The sequence below is a fragment of the Brevibacterium sp. LE-L genome (genome assembly GCF_050214925.1).
Classification (GTDB): Bacteria; Actinomycetota; Actinomycetes; order Actinomycetales; family Brevibacteriaceae; genus Brevibacterium.
In genome coordinates, this window is record NZ_CP189759.1 from 2,902,566 (window position 1) to 2,918,002 (window position 15,437).

Genomic DNA, 15,437 nt, shown 5'->3' on the forward strand with positions numbered 1-15,437 from the left:
CGGCCGGATATGACACGATGGACCGGTGAGTACTCTGGTCACCGGTGAAGCCGTCGAACTCAACGTCCAGCCAGCCGCGTTGGCGGCACGCGCGTTGAGCTGCCTCATCGACTACATCGTCTATTCCCTCGTGAACATCGGGCTGCTCATCGCCACGTTCTGGCTGCTGCTGGCCGCGCTCGACGTCAATGGGCTGCTGCTGGCCTCGATCATGACCATCATGACGGTGTCCGTGTTCGTGCTGCTGCCGATGCTCGTCGAGGTGCTCAGCCACGGCCGGTCGCTGGGAAAGCTCATCCTCGGTCTGCGCATCGTCCGCGACGACGGCGGCGCCGTGCGGTTGCGTCATTCGTTCATCCGCGCACTGCTGTGGCCCTTCGAGATCCTGTCCACCGGCGGCGGTATCGCCGCTCTGTCCGGGCTCGTCTCACCTCAGGCGAAGCGCCTCGGCGATTATCTGGCCGGCACCGTGGCGGTGAGCGAACGCAGCGCTCCGCCTCCGCCGATGCACACACATGTGGCACCGCAGCTGCAGGCGTGGCTGGCCCGCACGGACGTGTCCGCAGTGCCCGCGGGCCTGCACCGGCGCATCGTCCAGTTCCTCGCCATGGCGCCGCAGCTCGGCAACGAATCGAGATGGCAGCGGGCGATCGAACTCGCCACCGAACTCAACCCCTATGTCGCGCCGGCACCACCGGAGGGAACCTTCCCCGAACAGTTCCTGTCCGCGGTCATCCACCGAATCCGCGCCGCCGAAGTCGACACGCTCCGGCAGCGCGCGGCCCGGGCGGAGAAGTTCAGAGCCGGGGTCGACACGCTCCCCCACGGCCTGAGCCTCCACCGCCGCTGAGCGAGCCGCCAGCACGGCGCTGAGCGCGTCGACGACAGCGTGCTGAGCCTGCCCGGCGGCGTCGCACTGCATATGCCGGCGAAAGCGCACTGAGGCCGCTGGCGGCGTCAGTAGCGGTAGTGATCGGGTTTGTACGGTCCGGCCACGTCGACGCCGATGTATTCGGCCTGTTCCTTGCTCAGTTCGCTCAGCTTCGCTCCGAGCGCGGGCAGGTGCAGACGTGCGACCTTCTCGTCGAGTTCCTTCGCCAGACGGTGCACCGAATCATCGTAGCGTTCGTGGGCGGTCCACAGTTCGATCTGGGCGAGCACCTGATTGGCGAACGACGCGCTCATGACGAACGACGGGTGCCCGGTGGCGTTGCCGAGGTTGAGCAGCCGCCCTTCGGAGAGGACGAGGAAGTCCGTCCGCGCCCGGTCGAGTCCCGCCTCGGCGGGCACCGGAACGGACCATTCGTGGACCTGCGGTTTGATCTCGATCTTCTCCACACCGGGCAGCCGGGACAGTCCGGCCAGGTCGATCTCATCGTCGAAGTGGCCGACGTTGCCGACGATCGCTCCGGGCTTGAGCGTCTGCAGCACCTCGACGTTCACGACTCGGGTGTTCCCGGTCGTGGTGATGATGATGTCGGCCTGTGGTGCCGCCTCGGCGAGGTGATCGACCTGGTAGCCGTCCATCGTCGCCTGCAGTGCGCAGATCGGGTCGATCTCTGTGACGATGACGCGCGCCCCCTGACCGCGCAGGGCTTCTGCGGCGCCTTTGCCCACGTCTCCGTAGCCGACGACGACGGCGATCTTGCCGCCGATGAGCACGTCGGTGGCGCGGTTGAGTCCGTCGGGCAGGGAATGGCGGATGCCGTAGCGGTTGTCGAACTTCGACTTCGTCACCGAGTCATTGACGTTGATGGCGGGGAACGGCAGCGCTCCCTGCTCGGCGAGGCGGTAGAGGCGGTTGACTCCGGTCGTCGTCTCCTCGCTCACGCCCTTGATGCCGGTGGCCAGCCGGGCGAAGCGGCCCGGGTTCGCCTCGATCGCCGCTGCGATCTGGGTGAGCAGGACCTTGAATTCCTCCGGGTCGTCCTCGGCTGCGGTGGGTACTCCCCCAGCGGACTCGAATTCGGTGCCTTTGAGCACGTACATGGTGGCATCGCCGCCGTCGTCGAGGATGAGATTCGGGCCCTCGGGGAAGTCGAAGATCTTGTCGGCCGCCCACCAGTACTCCTCGAGCGTCTCGCCCTTCCACGCGAAGACCGGGACCCCTGCCGGAGCCTCGGGTGTCCCGGAGCCGACGACGACGGCGGCTGCGGCCTCGTCCTGAGTGGAGAAGATGTTGCAGCTGGCCCAACGGACTTCGGCGCCGAGGGCCACGAGGGTTTCGATGAGCACCGCGGTCTGCACGGTCATGTGCAGGCTGCCGGCGATGCGGGCACCGGACAGAGGCGCTGAGGCGGCGAACTCGTCGCGCAAGGCCATGAGCCCGGGCATCTCCCGTTCGGCCAGGCGGATCTGGTGCCGACCGGCCTCGGCAAGGGTGAGATCGGCGACCTTGAAGTCGGTGGAATCGAGCACGGTACCTCCATATGGCGGGCTGTCGGATCGTGTTCGAGTCTATTGCCCGAACAGCTGGCTTGTCCCACCCGGCCCGGTCCGCGGACAGAGAACCGGTCGGTCAGGCGCGAGCGGTGACGAAGTCGCTGACCCGATCCCGCAGTTCCTGCATCCGGGCGACGTCCGCGGCTTCGACGTTGAGCCGGACGAGGGGTTCGGTGTTCGACTTGCGCAGGTTGACCCACCAGTCGTGACCTTGGAGTCCGATGCCGTCGAGGTCGTCGACCGTGTTGTCCGGGAAGTCTCCGGCGTGTGCGGCGAAGTCCGAGAGCACGGCGTCGGGGTCGGCCACGGTGAAGTTGATCTCCCCGGACTGCGCGAAACGGTCGAAGGAGTCCACGAGTCGGGAGGCGGGTGCTCCGGACTCGGCCAGGGCCGAGATGAGGTGGCAGGCGGCGAGCATGCCTGAGTCCGCGCCGAAGAACTCCTCGAAGTAGAAGTGGGCGGAGTGTTCGCAGGCGAAGACCGCTCCGGTTTCGCGCATGAGGGTCTTGATCCCGGAGTGTCCGACCTTCGAGCGCAGGGCACGCCCGCCGGCGGCCGTGATCGTCTCGGCCACGCTGCGGGAGGTGATGAGGTTGTGGATGACGGTGGGCTGTTCGTTGCCCTGAGCTCGTGCGCGGGCGATCTCTCGTTCGGCGACGAGGGCGCCGACGGCCGAAGCCGACATCGTCGCTCCTGTCTCGTCGATGAAGAAGCAGCGATCGGCATCGCCGTCGAAGACGAGTCCGAGATCCGCCCCGGTCTCGACGATGGCGTGGGCGGCGTCGACGAGGTTCTCGGGCTTGAGCGGATTCGCTTCGTGGTTGGGGAAGGTGCCGTCGAGTTCCGTGTACAGCCCGATCACCTCGAAGGGCACCGAGGCGGCTCCCGCGTCGGTGCCGAAGACCTCCCCGAGGAGCCGGCCGGCCATGCCGTTGCCGGCGTCGAGGACAATCTTCAGTCCCGTGACCTCTTCGATGCGGGTCAGTGCCCGCATCCGCGCGACGTACTGTTCGCGCATGGTCTTCGCTGCCCCTTCGTCGACGGCGACGGCACGGCCATCGTTGAGAGGTGCCGTGGCGGCGAGCTCCCTGACTCGGGACAGACCGGAGGCGAGGCTGACCCCGGCGGCGCGGGGGCCGCAGATCTTGATCCCGTTGTAGTCGGCGGGGTTGTGGCTGGCAGTGATCATCGCACCGGGGATGTCGAAGATCCCCGAAGCGAAGTAGAGCTGGTCGGTCGAGCACAGTCCCAGCAGCATCGGTCGTAATCCGGCGGCTTCGACTCCCGCGGCGAAGGCGTGGGCGAACCCGGGCGAGCTCGGGCGCATGTCATGTCCGAGGACCACCTCGGTGGTGGAGTGGAGCTCGGCCATCGTCGCTGCGGTCGCGAAGCCGAGGGCGAAGAGGACGTCATCGTCGAGCTCGTCCGGGATGCGCCCGCGGATGTCATAGGAGCCCACGACCGCGGTGAGGGCGGCGGTGCGGTGCGGGGCCGGGCCCGCGTCGTTCGAAGCGGGGTTCGGTGTCTCGGGCGAGGCTTCGGACGAGGACGAGCCGGTGGGGCTCATGAGTCGCCGATGATGCGCAGGTGTCCGTGCTTGCGGCCGGAGTGCGCGGAATCGTTCGCGCCGGTCTGTTCGCCGCGGGCCGGGGTCCGGTCGGCACGGTCGGCGGCTTCCCTCACAGCATCGGCGATGGCCAAGAGGTCGTCGCGACTGCGCTCGGGCGGGGCCTGCCCGGAATCGATGCGGATGAGCTGCCAGTCCACGGGCGCGGTCAGCTTGGCAGCATGTTCGGCGCACAGGTCGTGGGCACCCGGCTCGGCGCGCCTGCCCAGCGGCCCGATGACGACGGTCGCATCAGCGTGCACGTACGTCATAGTGGCGGCGGCGGGGCGCGAGCAGCTGACTTTTGAACACATTCTCACGGCTGACACAGTCCAATACTCTACACGCCGGATTCGACCGATTCGCTCAGGCGCGGCGGCCTCGCACGTAGAATGGCGTCCTATGAGATCGAGGCGACATCGCGACCGGCACGGACGGGGCCTGCGCTCCCCGCTGCACCGGGCCGCGGTACCGGCCAAGCTGAGTCGGGCCGAGAGCTTCGCCCAGGCCGCTGCCGCCGAATTCGCCCGGATGCGCACCCGCGAACCGGATCTCCTCGCCGAGGTGGTGCTGGCCGTCGATGCGGTTCCACCGGCGAGTTCGACCGAGCCGAGTTTCGGTCGAGTGTTCCCGGCGACGGCGAATCGTGCGACCCATATCGTCCTCTACCGACGGGTCATCGAAGATCACGCCGGCACAGAGAACAGGGACGCGCTCATCGCCGAGGTGGTCGCCGATCAGGTCGATATCCTCCGCCGTACGTGACGGCCGTCTCCGCGCGGTCCCCACAGACTCGGAGCCGAAGCGGCTTCAGCCCGAACCGTGCAGCCGACTCAGCCGAGGCGGATGTCGCGGTAGGCCACACCGGTCGGTGCCGGGGCCGGAGCGACGGTGGAGATTCCATCGTCGGTCGTCACGACGGCGGTGGCGTGCACTCCCTCGGCGCGTGAGCCCGAGGCCTGGGAACCCTTGAGGACCAGAGCGCGCACCGATTCCTCGGAGACCGTGCCGGTGTCGACCACCGTCGTTCCGGTGGGGTTGAGGTCGACCGTCTGCGGGTCGGTCAGCGAACCGTTGTCGAGCATGCCCTGCACCTGCACGCGCCCCTGTCCGGGTGAGAGGTGCAGGGAGGTCTCTCCGGTGCGCGGCAGCGCCATGATCTGGGTTTCGGCCAGGGATTCGCTGGCTTGGACGCTGCCGAAATCGCTGGCGCCCTTCTTGCCGTCCTGGCCGATGAATGCTCCCGCCTGGATCTGCTGATCGGCGTCGATGACGAGACTCGTGGCCTCGAGGTCACCGAGATCGGCTTCGGCGACTCCGTGTCCGACCACGGTCATCGACTGTCGGGGAATGTCGATTTCGCCATCGGGGCCGAAGGCCTTGAGTCCGACCTCGGCCAGCCCCTTGCCCGGGTTCGCCACACGCACCCGGACGTCTTTGCCGTTCAAGCCGGTGAGCACCTGCTCACGGTCGGCATCCGCGCCGGCTGCGGCAAGGTCGATTCCCTGAGGTTTGAGCCCGTCGAGCACGGTCTCCTGCACGGAGCCGGCAAGGACTCCCCCGTCGACGGTGACATCGACGGCCAGGGCTTCGGCTCCGCCTGCCAGTCCGGCCAGACGCACGGCGCGCTGTTCGCCGGCTTTGATGCTCAGTTCGGTCGGCTCGGCTGCGCCTCCACCGGGGGTCATGAGCTTGACTTCAGCCTGGACGGGAGCGTCGCCGGGGTTGCTCAGCAGCAGCTGCGAATTCGAGCCGGTGGCACCGGAGCCGGCGAGGATGCGAAAGCTGCTCGCGGCCTGTGCGCAGGTGAGTGTGGCCAGACCGGTGAGGTCGCCGGAGCTGCCTTCGACGGTTTCGAGACCGGTGGTGAGAGCGGGGGCGCCGGGGCGGGCGAATCCCGTGACGACTTTCGTCGAGTCGATGCTGTCGTCGCCGGAGACGAAACCCTGCCCGGCAGGGTTGTCGAAGTCGACCGAGCCGCCGAGGTCGGCGACCTGCAGCCTCGCCGAGGAGGTCGATCCGTCCGCGGCCCCGATCGGTGCCGAAGCGGCGACGACTCGCGTCGAGACCTTCGAATCGTCGACGAACTCCGCGTCCGTGCCCTCGGCCGTTCCGTCGGTGAGCAGAGGGCCGGGGCACACGACGCGCGTGTCGGCGGTGGGCATTCGCACCTGTTCCGGACTGCGATCGAGGGTGCCCGGGGTCATTGGCGCGAGGAATGAGGTCGTGGCCACGAGCACTCCGGGTACGGCGATGGCCCCGAAGGTCATGATGCTGCGCAGATTCTTCATGCGCTCGTCTCCTTGCTGCCGTGGCCGTCGGTGCGCTCGGTCGTCCGACTCGTCCGCTCGGTCGTCCGGCCCGTCTGCCCGGTCGTCCGGCCCGTCCGCTCGGTCGTCCGGCTCGTCCGGCACGTCTGCCCGGTCGCAGCGCCGGACTGCCTGCTGGACACGCGGGTGTGTCTGCGAGATCCGCCGAAGGGGATGGCTGCGATGATGCTCAGCGCACCGAGCACCCAGCCGGCGATGACCCCGACCGGATAGGCCGGCGAATTGAGTGAGAGCTCGACTCGGCCGCCGGAGGCGGGGAGATCGAATTCGCTCACCCAGGTCTCCTGGGAATTTTCCGGCTGCGGCAGCACTTCGCCGTTCGAACGGGCGGTGATCCCGTCTGCGGCATCGGCGATGATCAGTGTGCGTCCGTCCTCACCGGCGGGCACCTCGGCGGTGGTGCCGTGCATCGGTGCGGTGCTCAGCCGTCCATCGGCATCGCGGATGAGGAAGCGCCCGCTGGAGGGCTTGTCGACTCGCCACAGCTGTCCGGATTCGGTGGGCCCGACGGCGATCAGCCCCTGCGCGACCGAGACGGATTTCTGCAGCCCCTCGGCGTTGGTGCCGACGAGGACGAAGTCGGCGCCGAGTTCGCCGAGGATATCGCTGACGTCTCCGGCGTCGTCGGCCGACAGGGCGGCCGCCGCCTGTGCCACGAGCACCTGGTCGTCAGGGATCGGCAGCGGGCGTCGCTGCCACGGCCATCCGCCGACGGTCTCAGCTGCGGTCACCGTCGAGGTGCCCAACACGGTTCCGTCCTCGGCCGACAGCAGAGTCGCGAGGACCTCCCCGTCGACATTGTCCAGGCGCAGGGTGCGAGCCTTCGCGTCCCCTTCGGCACGGTCGGCGGCCAGGGCCGGGACGGTGCTGTCCTCGGTGGCGGTGACGGCCTCGGGCGAGGTCGCGGCCCGGCCGGCGCCGATGGCGATGAGTCCGATGGAGGCGACGGCGACCAGGCCGACGAGGCCGCGCATGGGCATCCGTCCGCTGCCGGTCCGACTCGCCGAGGTGCGATCGGCCCCCAGGGACAGCAGCAGGATCGCCCCGAGGCTGATCAGGGTCAGGCCGGCGGCCGGGTAGGAGCCGATGAGATGGAATGGGCCGGTCTGTGCGGGCAGGTGCACCTGGATGGCGGCGAGGATGAGCCCGCCGAGGTAGAGTCCCACCGCCCAGGTCAGCCGAGTGAGTTCGAGCCTGGCCTCGATGAGAGTGAAGAAGGCGAGGATGAGCATCGGGAGAACGAGGACGGGTGCCCACAGCTGGAGCGCTCCCGGGCTGATTCCGCCGAGTCCGAAGTGTTCGGCGAGGTCCGCCAACCAGGACAGGTCGATCGGTCCCGGGAATCCGACGGCCAGCAGGTAGGTCGGCGCGGTCTCGGCCGCTATGGTCTGTCCGGGCATGGTCAGCAGCGTTCCGGGCTCCCGCACGAGAGCCCACAGCCAGGGCCAGGCGAGGAACAGTGTCGGTGCCAGCAGCCACAGATGGCGCAGCCCGCGCCCGGCCACGAGCAGCACCGCAGTGCCGAGGACCGCCACGGTGAGCAGCAGCGGGATGCCGGAGATGATGACGAAGAGCAGCAGTCCGCTGCCGGCCGCGGCCGCGATCGATCCCGTGCGCAGACTCCGTCGCAGGCTCAGCGCCAGCAGCGGCGCGCAGATCCAGACGAGCACCACACCGAGGCGGCCGTCTGAGAGAGCGGAGGTGAACAGCGGTGAAGCGATCCACAGCAGAGCGGCGAATCCGCGTACCCAGCGGCGTGGGAGCACGCTTCCGGCCCCGGCATAGGCGGTGATCCCGGCGAGGATCGGCGCCGCGAGCAGCAGGGTGCGGACCATGATGTCGACATGGCCGAAGAAGAGGAGTGAGAGAGTCCCGAGGACGAGGTGGTAGGGGTCGGCAGGGGCTGCCGCGCCGGTCGAGACATCGAGGTGACGGCCGAGCAGGCGGGAGAAGATCTCACCCAGGCCGACATCCGTGGTCCCCAGGGCGCCGCCGTCGAGGTGGCCGGGTCCGAAGAGCCGGTAGCTGATGAAGCCGCTCATCACCACGGCGGCCAGAACCACATAGGTCAGGGGCGCACGCAGCAGACTCGAACCGCCGGAGATCTCGAGTCGGGAGAAGGAGTCGATGGCCTCTTCGGTGTCGCCGATCGGATTGAGCTCGGCATCGGCGTCGGGCCCGCCGGTGGGCACCTCGGCTGGATGCGAGTCATCGTCCACGCCGCCCATCGACCGACGCTGGACGGCCAGTTCGTCCGCATCGGCATAGAGTGCGGCGACGTGGGAGGTGGAGGTGCGCTTGGCCGATCGGCTGCGCCGAGCATTGGCGCGGCGCAGCGGCGCCGTGGTCTTCGCGTCCGCGGGCAGACCGAAGAGGGCACCGAGGTACCAACCGGCGGACCGGAAGTTGTTCGACAGCAGCCCACCGAGGATGTGCCCGAAGTTCGAGAAGGCGAGCAGGAAGAGCAGAGCAGCCTGGCCCTGACCGGCGAGACTGAGTCGGTAGCGCTGTTCGGTGCGGATCTGGAACTTCGAAACCGGGGGCTGGGGAGAGGACCGGAGCTGAGCGGCCGCCTCGGCGGAGATCTCCATCCGTGCTCCCGGGGCCAACAGCACACGACGCCCGAGATCACGCAGCCGACGGGAGTATTCGATCCCGCGATATGCGGGACCCAGGACGCGAGAGGGGGCGCCGATGCGCGTCAGTTCGGCGGTGGCCATGAGCAGGCCGGGCAGGTCGAGGCCGAGCGTTTCGGTGCGGCTGTCACGCTGCCCCTGATCGATTTCGCCGGAGCCCACGGGATTGAAGCGCTCCCCCGCCGGAGTGGTGCTCACACCGGCGGAGACGATGCGATCGCCGCGCATGAGCTTCGGGCCCACGGCGGCGATGGATTCGGTTTCCCCGATGGCGTCGAGCAGCTCATCGAGACAGCCGGGTTCCGGTCGGCAGTCGGGGGTGAGGAACCACAGATAGTCCGAGTTCGCGACAGCGGGATCCTCGGTTGCCTCGGTCAGCGTCCGTCCCCCGAGATCCACGACTGGGATCTCGGGGAAAAGCGGACGCAGAGCTGTTTCGAGCTCGACCTTGCTGGCGTCGTCACCGGAGGTGACAACGACAGTGACGGCTGGCCTCACACGACCTTTTTCTTGAGCCGGCGGCGTTCACGTTCGGACATGCCGCCCCAGATGCCGAAACGCTCATCGTTGGCCAGAGCGTATTCGAGGCATTCGGAACGGACGTCGCAGGATGCACAGACACGCTTGGCTTCGCGAGTCGATCCTCCCTTCTCGGGAAAGAACGCCTCCGGGTCGGTCTGGGCGCAGAGGGCCTGGTCCTGCCACGACAGTTCACCGTCTTCTGCGGCACCGAGAAGCAACGACAGCGGCGAGACCGCGGCGTTGTCCTGCTGCAGCGGCGTCAGATCACTCGGATCGACGGCGAGCGGATCAGGCAGCGTCTCGGGTGTACGTGCTCCCGGTTCGATGAACCAGTCTTCGGCACGGCGGGAGGTGACTCCCGGTGCGGCGGTGAAGTCTTCTCTCTCCCGCCATTCTCTCTGTGCGCTTTGCACGGTCTTCCCCTTTCTCACGCTCGAGCAGGTCCTTCACCGTGACTGAGCCGATCAGTCCGATGTACGGTCGAATCCTGAGATCCATGCTCGGCGCGTTCCCCTTTAGGTATAAATTACACGCGTGTCATTACCGCTCCGTCAAGCCCTCATGGAGTATTGGGACAGCACCTGAGACCCGAATAGAACACATGTTCACATGCACACGCGCCCGGAACACCATATGTAGGGAGAGCCCTTGAGCCCCAGCACAACCTGTGGGATCCGCCTGAGCAAACCTGGAGAATTTAGAAAGAACGCGCCGTCGATGGGATTATGGAGGAATGAGAGTGGAATCACCGGCGGCCGAGCATGAATGACCGACTCCTCACCGTCTACGCTCCTCCCGTCGAGGAGGACATCGCGCCGGGTTCCGACCTCGCCGCGATCCTCATCAACGCCCTGCGACGCAATCGCATCGACCTCAAGGACGGCGACATCCTCGTCGTCGCCTCGAAGGTCGTGTCCAAGGCCGAGGGCCGTCTGCGCACCGTCGCCGATCGCAGCGAGTTCGAAGAGCTCGTCACAGCCACCGGCACACATCTCGTCGCCGAACGCTCCTATGGTTCCGGCACCACCGTCCAGGTCGTGCGCACCCCGGCCGGCACCGTGCAGGCCGCGGCGGGACTCGATCAGTCGAATTCTGCCGGCGCCGTCATCATGCACCCGCTCGACAGCGATCGCTCGGCCGACCGGCTGCGGCTGAGGGTGGAGCAGGCGTTCTCCGTGCGCATCGGCCTCGTCGTCTCCGACACGAGCTCTCGACCGTGGAGGATCGGCGTCGGCGACATCGCCCTCGGTCTGTCCGGCTTCTCCGGGCTCGACGATCAGCGCGGACGCCCCGACGACGACGGCCGCGTCCAGACTGTGACGGTGCGAGCCATCGCCGATGAGATCGCGGCAGCCGCGGATCTCGTCAAAGGCTCTTCCCGCGGTCTGCCGATGGCTCTCGTGCGCGGCGCCGGCGGGTACCTCGACAACGGTCGCGACGGAGCGAAGGCCCTGTCGCGCGAGCTCGGCGACGACTGGTTCCGCTACGGACACGTCGAAGCCGTCCAGCGCAGCCTCGGCGTCACCGAACTTCCCGGCGGGGCGCCCGCCGGGGACAGCAGCGATGACATCCTCGAGCGCGTCTCACGTGCGATCCGACTGGTGCGCGCCGGGCAGTCGCGGACACCCGGCCATGCGGCATGGCGGATGCGCATCGAAGGCGCGGGCTCGCGGATCACCCTCAACCCCTCGGATTCGCCGGCAACAGCGCAGTCGGGAGGTCCCCCGCTGCTCGAAGCGATGGTCGGACTCGGGTCACTGGTCGAGCGACTCCACACGGCGCTCTTCGCCGAGGATCTCAGCGCCTCCACCAGGTACCACTGGGTCGACGGCGAACTCGGCGCGTTCCCGCGCGGAGTGACCATCGACATCGGACTCATCGTCCCCTGAACGGCACGGTCCTGTCCTACGCAGGTGCCGCCTCGGCGGGCGGAGACGGCCGTGCCACAACTGTCAACACTCAAGGATGGATACGGATATGGATCTGACAGTCATTGCGAACACCGGCGGGCCGGTCCTCATCTGGCGCGGACCCGACCACGACCGCCTCGACCTCACCGGGCCGGTCGTGGCGAACTGGGTCAACAAGGGCGTCGGACTCTTCGGCGACTATGACCTCGGACCCGACTTCACCCTCTTCGCGCCCCTTCCACAACGCCTGCACTGGCGCGAACTCGTCGCGCTGCTCAGCGTCCTCCTCGCCGGCGGTCGTGTCTGCATCGGCGAAGAACCGCCGACGGAGGACTTCATGGCCTTCGTTCCGCTCGGCCACGAGGACCTTGGTTCCGTGGCCGATGCCGAAGAGGTCTTCGTCTTCAACCCGCCGGCGCTGGCTCTGAGCACGCCGGTCGATGAGGACTTCATCGACGTCAATTCGGCGATTCGGGCCTATCCCGATGTCGCCTCACGTCGCCTCGACGCCTCGGGCACTCTCGAAGTCGACGGGCAGATCATCGACTGGGCGGGAGCAGAGCAGGCGGCTCCTGTCGGCGGCAGACCGCAGGGTCTGCTGGCGTCGAACTCGACCCCACGGCCCGATGAGTGGCCGCGGCTGCTGCAGCATCTCCTCGGCGGTGGTGAACTCCTCCTCACCAGCAGTGTCGACGATGCTCGTATGACGGACCTGGCCCACGGCCTCGGAGTGCTTCATGGCACACTGGGCACATGGACAAAGTAGTTGATAGCCCCGCAGAAGCGGTGGCCGACATTGCAGATGGATCATCGATCGCCGTAGGCGGCTTCGGTGTCGTGGGCGTACCCGAATTCCTCATCCGTGCGCTGCAGGACCAGGGTGCCAAAGACCTCGAGGTGATCTCGAACAACGCAGGTGTCGATGGTCGCGGTCTGGGCATTCTGCTCGCCGACGGACGCCTCCGCCGCATCATCGCCTCCTACGTCGGTGAGAACAAGGAATTCGCCCGTCAGTACCTCTCGGGAGAACTCGAGGTCGAACTCACCCCGCAGGGCACACTGGCGGAGAAGCTGCGTTCCGGAGGCGCCGGCATCCCGGGCTTCTACACCATCACCGGTGCCGGCACGCAGGTCGCTGAGGGCGGAATGCCATGGAAGTACGACTCCGAGGGCAATGTCGTCAAGAAGTCTCCTGCGAAGGAGACGAAGGTCTTCGACACCTTCGGCGAAGAGAAGGAATACGTCCTCGAAGAGTCGCTGGCGCCCGACTACGCCCTCGTGCGCGCCGCGGTCGGCGACCGTCACGGCAACCTCGTGTTCCATTCCTCCGCCCGCAACTTCAATCCCCCGGCGGCCCAGTCCGCACGCGTCACCATCGCCGAGGTCGAGAAGCTCGTCGAACCCGGCGAGATCGATCCGGATGATGTCCACGTGCCCGGGGTCTTCGTCCACCGTGTGGTGCCGTTGACGCCCGAACAGGTGGCTGACAAGCCCATCGAGAAGCGCACCGTACGAGAAGCCTGAGGAGACACAGCAATGTCATTGACACGCAATCAGATGGCGGCCCGTGCCGCCCAGGAACTCGAAGACGGCAGCTACGTCAACCTCGGCATCGGCATGCCGACCCTGGTTCCGAACTTCCTGCCCGAGGGTGTCCACCTCGTGCTCCAGTCCGAAAACGGCCTGCTCGGCGTCGGCCCCTACCCGACCGAGGACGAGATCGATCCCGACCTCATCAACGCGGGCAAGGAGATCGTCACCATGAACCCGGGCGCGGCCTACTTCGACTCCGCTGCGAGCTTCGGCATGATCCGCGGAGGCAAGATCAACGCCGCAATCCTCGGCGCGATGCAAGTCGCCGTCAACGGCGACATCGCGAACTGGATGATCCCGGGCAAGATGGTCAAGGGCATGGGCGGTGCGATGGACCTCGTCCACGGTGCTCAGCGCGTCATCGTCATCATGGACCATGTGGCCAAGGACGGATCGCACAAGCTGCTCAAGTCCTGCGACCTGCCGCTGACCGGCAAGGGCGTGGTCTCGCGCATCGTCACCGATATCGCGGTCCTCGACGTCTCCGGTGATTCCTTCACCCTCGTCGAACTCGCTCCGGGCGTCACCGTCGATGAGGTCAAGGAGAAGACCGCCGCAGAGGTGATCGTCCCCGACGACGTGCCCACTATCGAGGTCGCCGCCTGAGCATCTCCGGATGTCCGGCAGGCCGCTGACCGAGTAGCGCCAGGCCGCTGGCCGAGTAGCGCCGGGCCGCTGACTGAAACGCGCCGGGCCGCTGACCAAGTAGCGCCGGGCCGCTCGCCGAATAACGGGTCGCGTGCCGAGAAACGGGTTGACACATACCGTGTACACCCGCGTTTCGGCACGCGACCCGTTTCTCGGTGACAGCAGGCGAGCCTCCCCAGCGACAGAGACGCCCAACAACAGAGAAGTGGTCACGTTCGGATACGGAATCTCGGTTCTGGTATCCGAACGTGACCACTTCTCGTTGTGAGCGCCAAGCCGGAGGAAGCCCCGCGCGTCACGAGCGTGAGATAGCTTCGCTCAGGCGAGAGACGGGGTGGGGGCGAGTCCGGCGGGGGCGAGTCCGGAGGGGGCGAGCCCGGTGGTGGCGACGAACAGGTCGCCGTGGCCGTCGGCGGTCACCATCGGCTCGTTGGCCGCGATGAAGGCACTCTCGCCGCGTTCGAGGGTGAGCGAGGAGCCCAGCGAGTTCAGCGTGATCGTTCCCGCGGTGCACAACACGATAGCGGCTCCGCGGCGTTCGAGCGTGGCCAGCCTGGGGCAACGCAGCGCCTGCAGAGCGAAGTCGTCTGTGGCTCCGAACATGACGCCGGCACGGTCGGGTTCGACCATGCGCGGTCTGCCCGCGCGGAAGTCAGCGACCTTCGTCAGTTCCGCGATATCGACGTGCTTCGAGGTCAGACCCCCGCGCAGCACATTGTCGCTCGAGGCCATGATCTCGATGCCGGTGCCGAACAGGTAGGCATGCAGCACCCCGGCCTCCATAGCCAGCGCCTCCCCCGGCTGCAGATGCACACGGTTGAGCATGAGCCCCACGAGCACACCGGGGTCGTGCGGGTAGTCGTCGACGAGCTCGCAGAAGGTCTGCGCCGGGTCGACGGCGCTGCCGAGTCGGCTCACGTGCCGTTCCGGCAGTTCGTCCATCCCGTGCGCGGCCACCTCGTCGACGAGTCCTGCGGCCCGCGGATCGCCGAGGACGAGTTCGACGGCGTGTGAGAGCGCTCGGCCCTCTCCGAGGGACTTCAGCGCGCCGATGACGTTGCCGAGGAAGTCCAGCGAAGGCGGCGTCAGCGGCTGGCAGAGCATCCGTTCGAAGGTTGCTCGGACAGCCTTGCGCGGACGGAATCCGGTGAGAGCGTGGAAGTCAGTGAGTGCATAGATGAGTTCCGGTTTCGCCGAGGCGTCCTTGTAGTTGCGCTCGGGAGCATCCAGTGTCGGCCCGTGGGCCTCTTCAGCGGCGAATCCGGCCCGTGCCTGGTCTCGGTCAGGATGGACCTGGATCGACAGTGCCTTCCGGGCCGAGAGCACCTTGAGCAGGAACGGGAGGCGAGCACCGAAGGCCTCGACGGATTCCTGCCCGAGCAGACCCGTGGGGTCTCCAGCCAGGTATTCGATGAGGTTGGGGCCGAGTTCGCGCGCGGTCTCCGTCGCCACCGTTCCAGTCGAGTCGATGCCGCCGAGGCGGCTGCGGCGTTCGTCGACCGCGCGGGTCCGATCCTGGTGTATATCGAGCCGGGAAGGACTCATCGGATGGGCACCCAGCCACAATTCCGCGCAGGGGGTGCCGTCGGGGGCGGTGCCCAGGAGCGCGGGAATCGCGTCCGTGCTGCCCCATTCGAAGTTCTTGACCGTGTTGTGCAAGCGGTGCACTGGAGGCCCCCTTGGATGGATCGGTGTCGAAACCACATCCGGCTGTTCCGGGTGTGCACTGTCCACGATAGCGTCACCAGCG

At 67.4% G+C, this 15,437-nt stretch carries 13 protein-coding genes; 6 read left to right on the forward strand and 7 right to left on the reverse strand.

The features are described from left to right. Window positions 1–25 precede the first annotated feature (25 nt). Complete coding sequence (locus ACQE2J_RS13205; protein WP_135538133.1) at window positions 26–850, forward strand: RDD family protein; 825 nt, start codon at window positions 26–28, stop codon at window positions 848–850. Between the two features lie 107 nt (window positions 851–957). Here ACQE2J_RS13205 and ahcY read toward each other — a convergent pair whose 3' ends face one another. From ahcY to ACQE2J_RS13220, 3 genes are all read right to left on the reverse strand, one after another. Continuing rightward, window positions 958–2,418: an adenosylhomocysteinase gene (gene ahcY / locus ACQE2J_RS13210; protein WP_426936456.1), complete on the reverse strand. Its 1,461-nt coding sequence runs from the start codon at window positions 2,416–2,418 to the stop codon at window positions 958–960. A gap of 100 nt (window positions 2,419–2,518) precedes the next feature. Continuing rightward, window positions 2,519–4,009, reverse strand: coding sequence for a phosphomannomutase/phosphoglucomutase (gene manB, locus ACQE2J_RS13215; RefSeq protein WP_135538129.1), 1,491 nt, complete (start codon window positions 4,007–4,009; stop codon window positions 2,519–2,521). After that, window positions 4,006–4,362, reverse strand: a complete 357-nt coding sequence (locus tag ACQE2J_RS13220) for a DUF3499 domain-containing protein (protein WP_135538407.1) — start codon at window positions 4,360–4,362, stop codon at window positions 4,006–4,008. The genes manB and ACQE2J_RS13220 overlap by 4 nt, the downstream gene beginning before the upstream one ends. A gap of 88 nt (window positions 4,363–4,450) precedes the next feature. Between ACQE2J_RS13220 and ACQE2J_RS13225 the strand changes: the two genes are divergently transcribed. Continuing rightward, complete coding sequence (locus ACQE2J_RS13225; protein ID WP_135538127.1) at window positions 4,451–4,813, forward strand: hypothetical protein; 363 nt, start codon at window positions 4,451–4,453, stop codon at window positions 4,811–4,813. A gap of 68 nt (window positions 4,814–4,881) precedes the next feature. On the opposite strand, the gene ACQE2J_RS13230 is transcribed toward ACQE2J_RS13225, so the two are convergent. Genes ACQE2J_RS13230 through ACQE2J_RS13240 form a run of 3 tightly spaced genes read right to left on the reverse strand, consistent with a single transcriptional unit; the run spans window position 4,882 to window position 9,949 of the window. Then, complete coding sequence (locus tag ACQE2J_RS13230; protein WP_135538125.1) at window positions 4,882–6,339, reverse strand: DUF5719 family protein; 1,458 nt, start codon at window positions 6,337–6,339, stop codon at window positions 4,882–4,884. After that, complete coding sequence (locus ACQE2J_RS13235) at window positions 6,336–9,512, reverse strand: glycosyl transferase (RefSeq protein ID WP_426936457.1); 3,177 nt, start codon at window positions 9,510–9,512, stop codon at window positions 6,336–6,338. The genes ACQE2J_RS13230 and ACQE2J_RS13235 overlap by 4 nt, the downstream gene beginning before the upstream one ends. Beyond that, window positions 9,509–9,949: a WhiB family transcriptional regulator gene (locus tag ACQE2J_RS13240; protein ID WP_426937518.1), complete on the reverse strand. Its 441-nt coding sequence runs from the start codon at window positions 9,947–9,949 to the stop codon at window positions 9,509–9,511. Before ACQE2J_RS13240 ends, ACQE2J_RS13235 begins: the two co-directional genes overlap by 4 nt. 348 nt (window positions 9,950–10,297) lie before the next feature. Between ACQE2J_RS13240 and ACQE2J_RS13245 the strand changes: the two genes are divergently transcribed. The 4 genes from ACQE2J_RS13245 (at window position 10,298) to ACQE2J_RS13260 (ending at window position 13,645) form a co-directional block, all read left to right on the forward strand. Beyond that, window positions 10,298–11,425, forward strand: coding sequence for a coenzyme F420-0:L-glutamate ligase (locus tag ACQE2J_RS13245; protein WP_426936458.1), 1,128 nt, complete (start codon window positions 10,298–10,300; stop codon window positions 11,423–11,425). Between the two features lie 88 nt (window positions 11,426–11,513). Then, a complete protein-coding gene (locus ACQE2J_RS13250; protein WP_135538119.1) occupies window positions 11,514–12,212 on the forward strand; it encodes a hypothetical protein in 699 nt (232 codons plus the stop codon). After that, entirely contained in the window at window positions 12,200–12,970 is a 771-nt protein-coding gene (locus tag ACQE2J_RS13255) for a CoA transferase subunit A (protein ID WP_135538117.1), read from the forward strand. Before ACQE2J_RS13250 ends, ACQE2J_RS13255 begins: the two co-directional genes overlap by 13 nt. A gap of 12 nt (window positions 12,971–12,982) precedes the next feature. Continuing rightward, the gene (locus ACQE2J_RS13260; RefSeq protein WP_135538116.1) at window positions 12,983–13,645 is read left to right on the forward strand and encodes a CoA transferase subunit B; all 663 of its coding nucleotides are present in this window, start codon (window positions 12,983–12,985) and stop codon (window positions 13,643–13,645) included. A 360-nt stretch (window positions 13,646–14,005) separates the two neighbouring features. Here the strand turns inward: ACQE2J_RS13260 and manA are convergent, their stop codons facing one another. Beyond that, window positions 14,006–15,355, reverse strand: a complete 1,350-nt coding sequence (manA, locus tag ACQE2J_RS13265) for a mannose-6-phosphate isomerase, class I (protein ID WP_135538114.1) — start codon at window positions 15,353–15,355, stop codon at window positions 14,006–14,008. Between the last annotated feature and the right edge of the window lie 82 nt (window positions 15,356–15,437).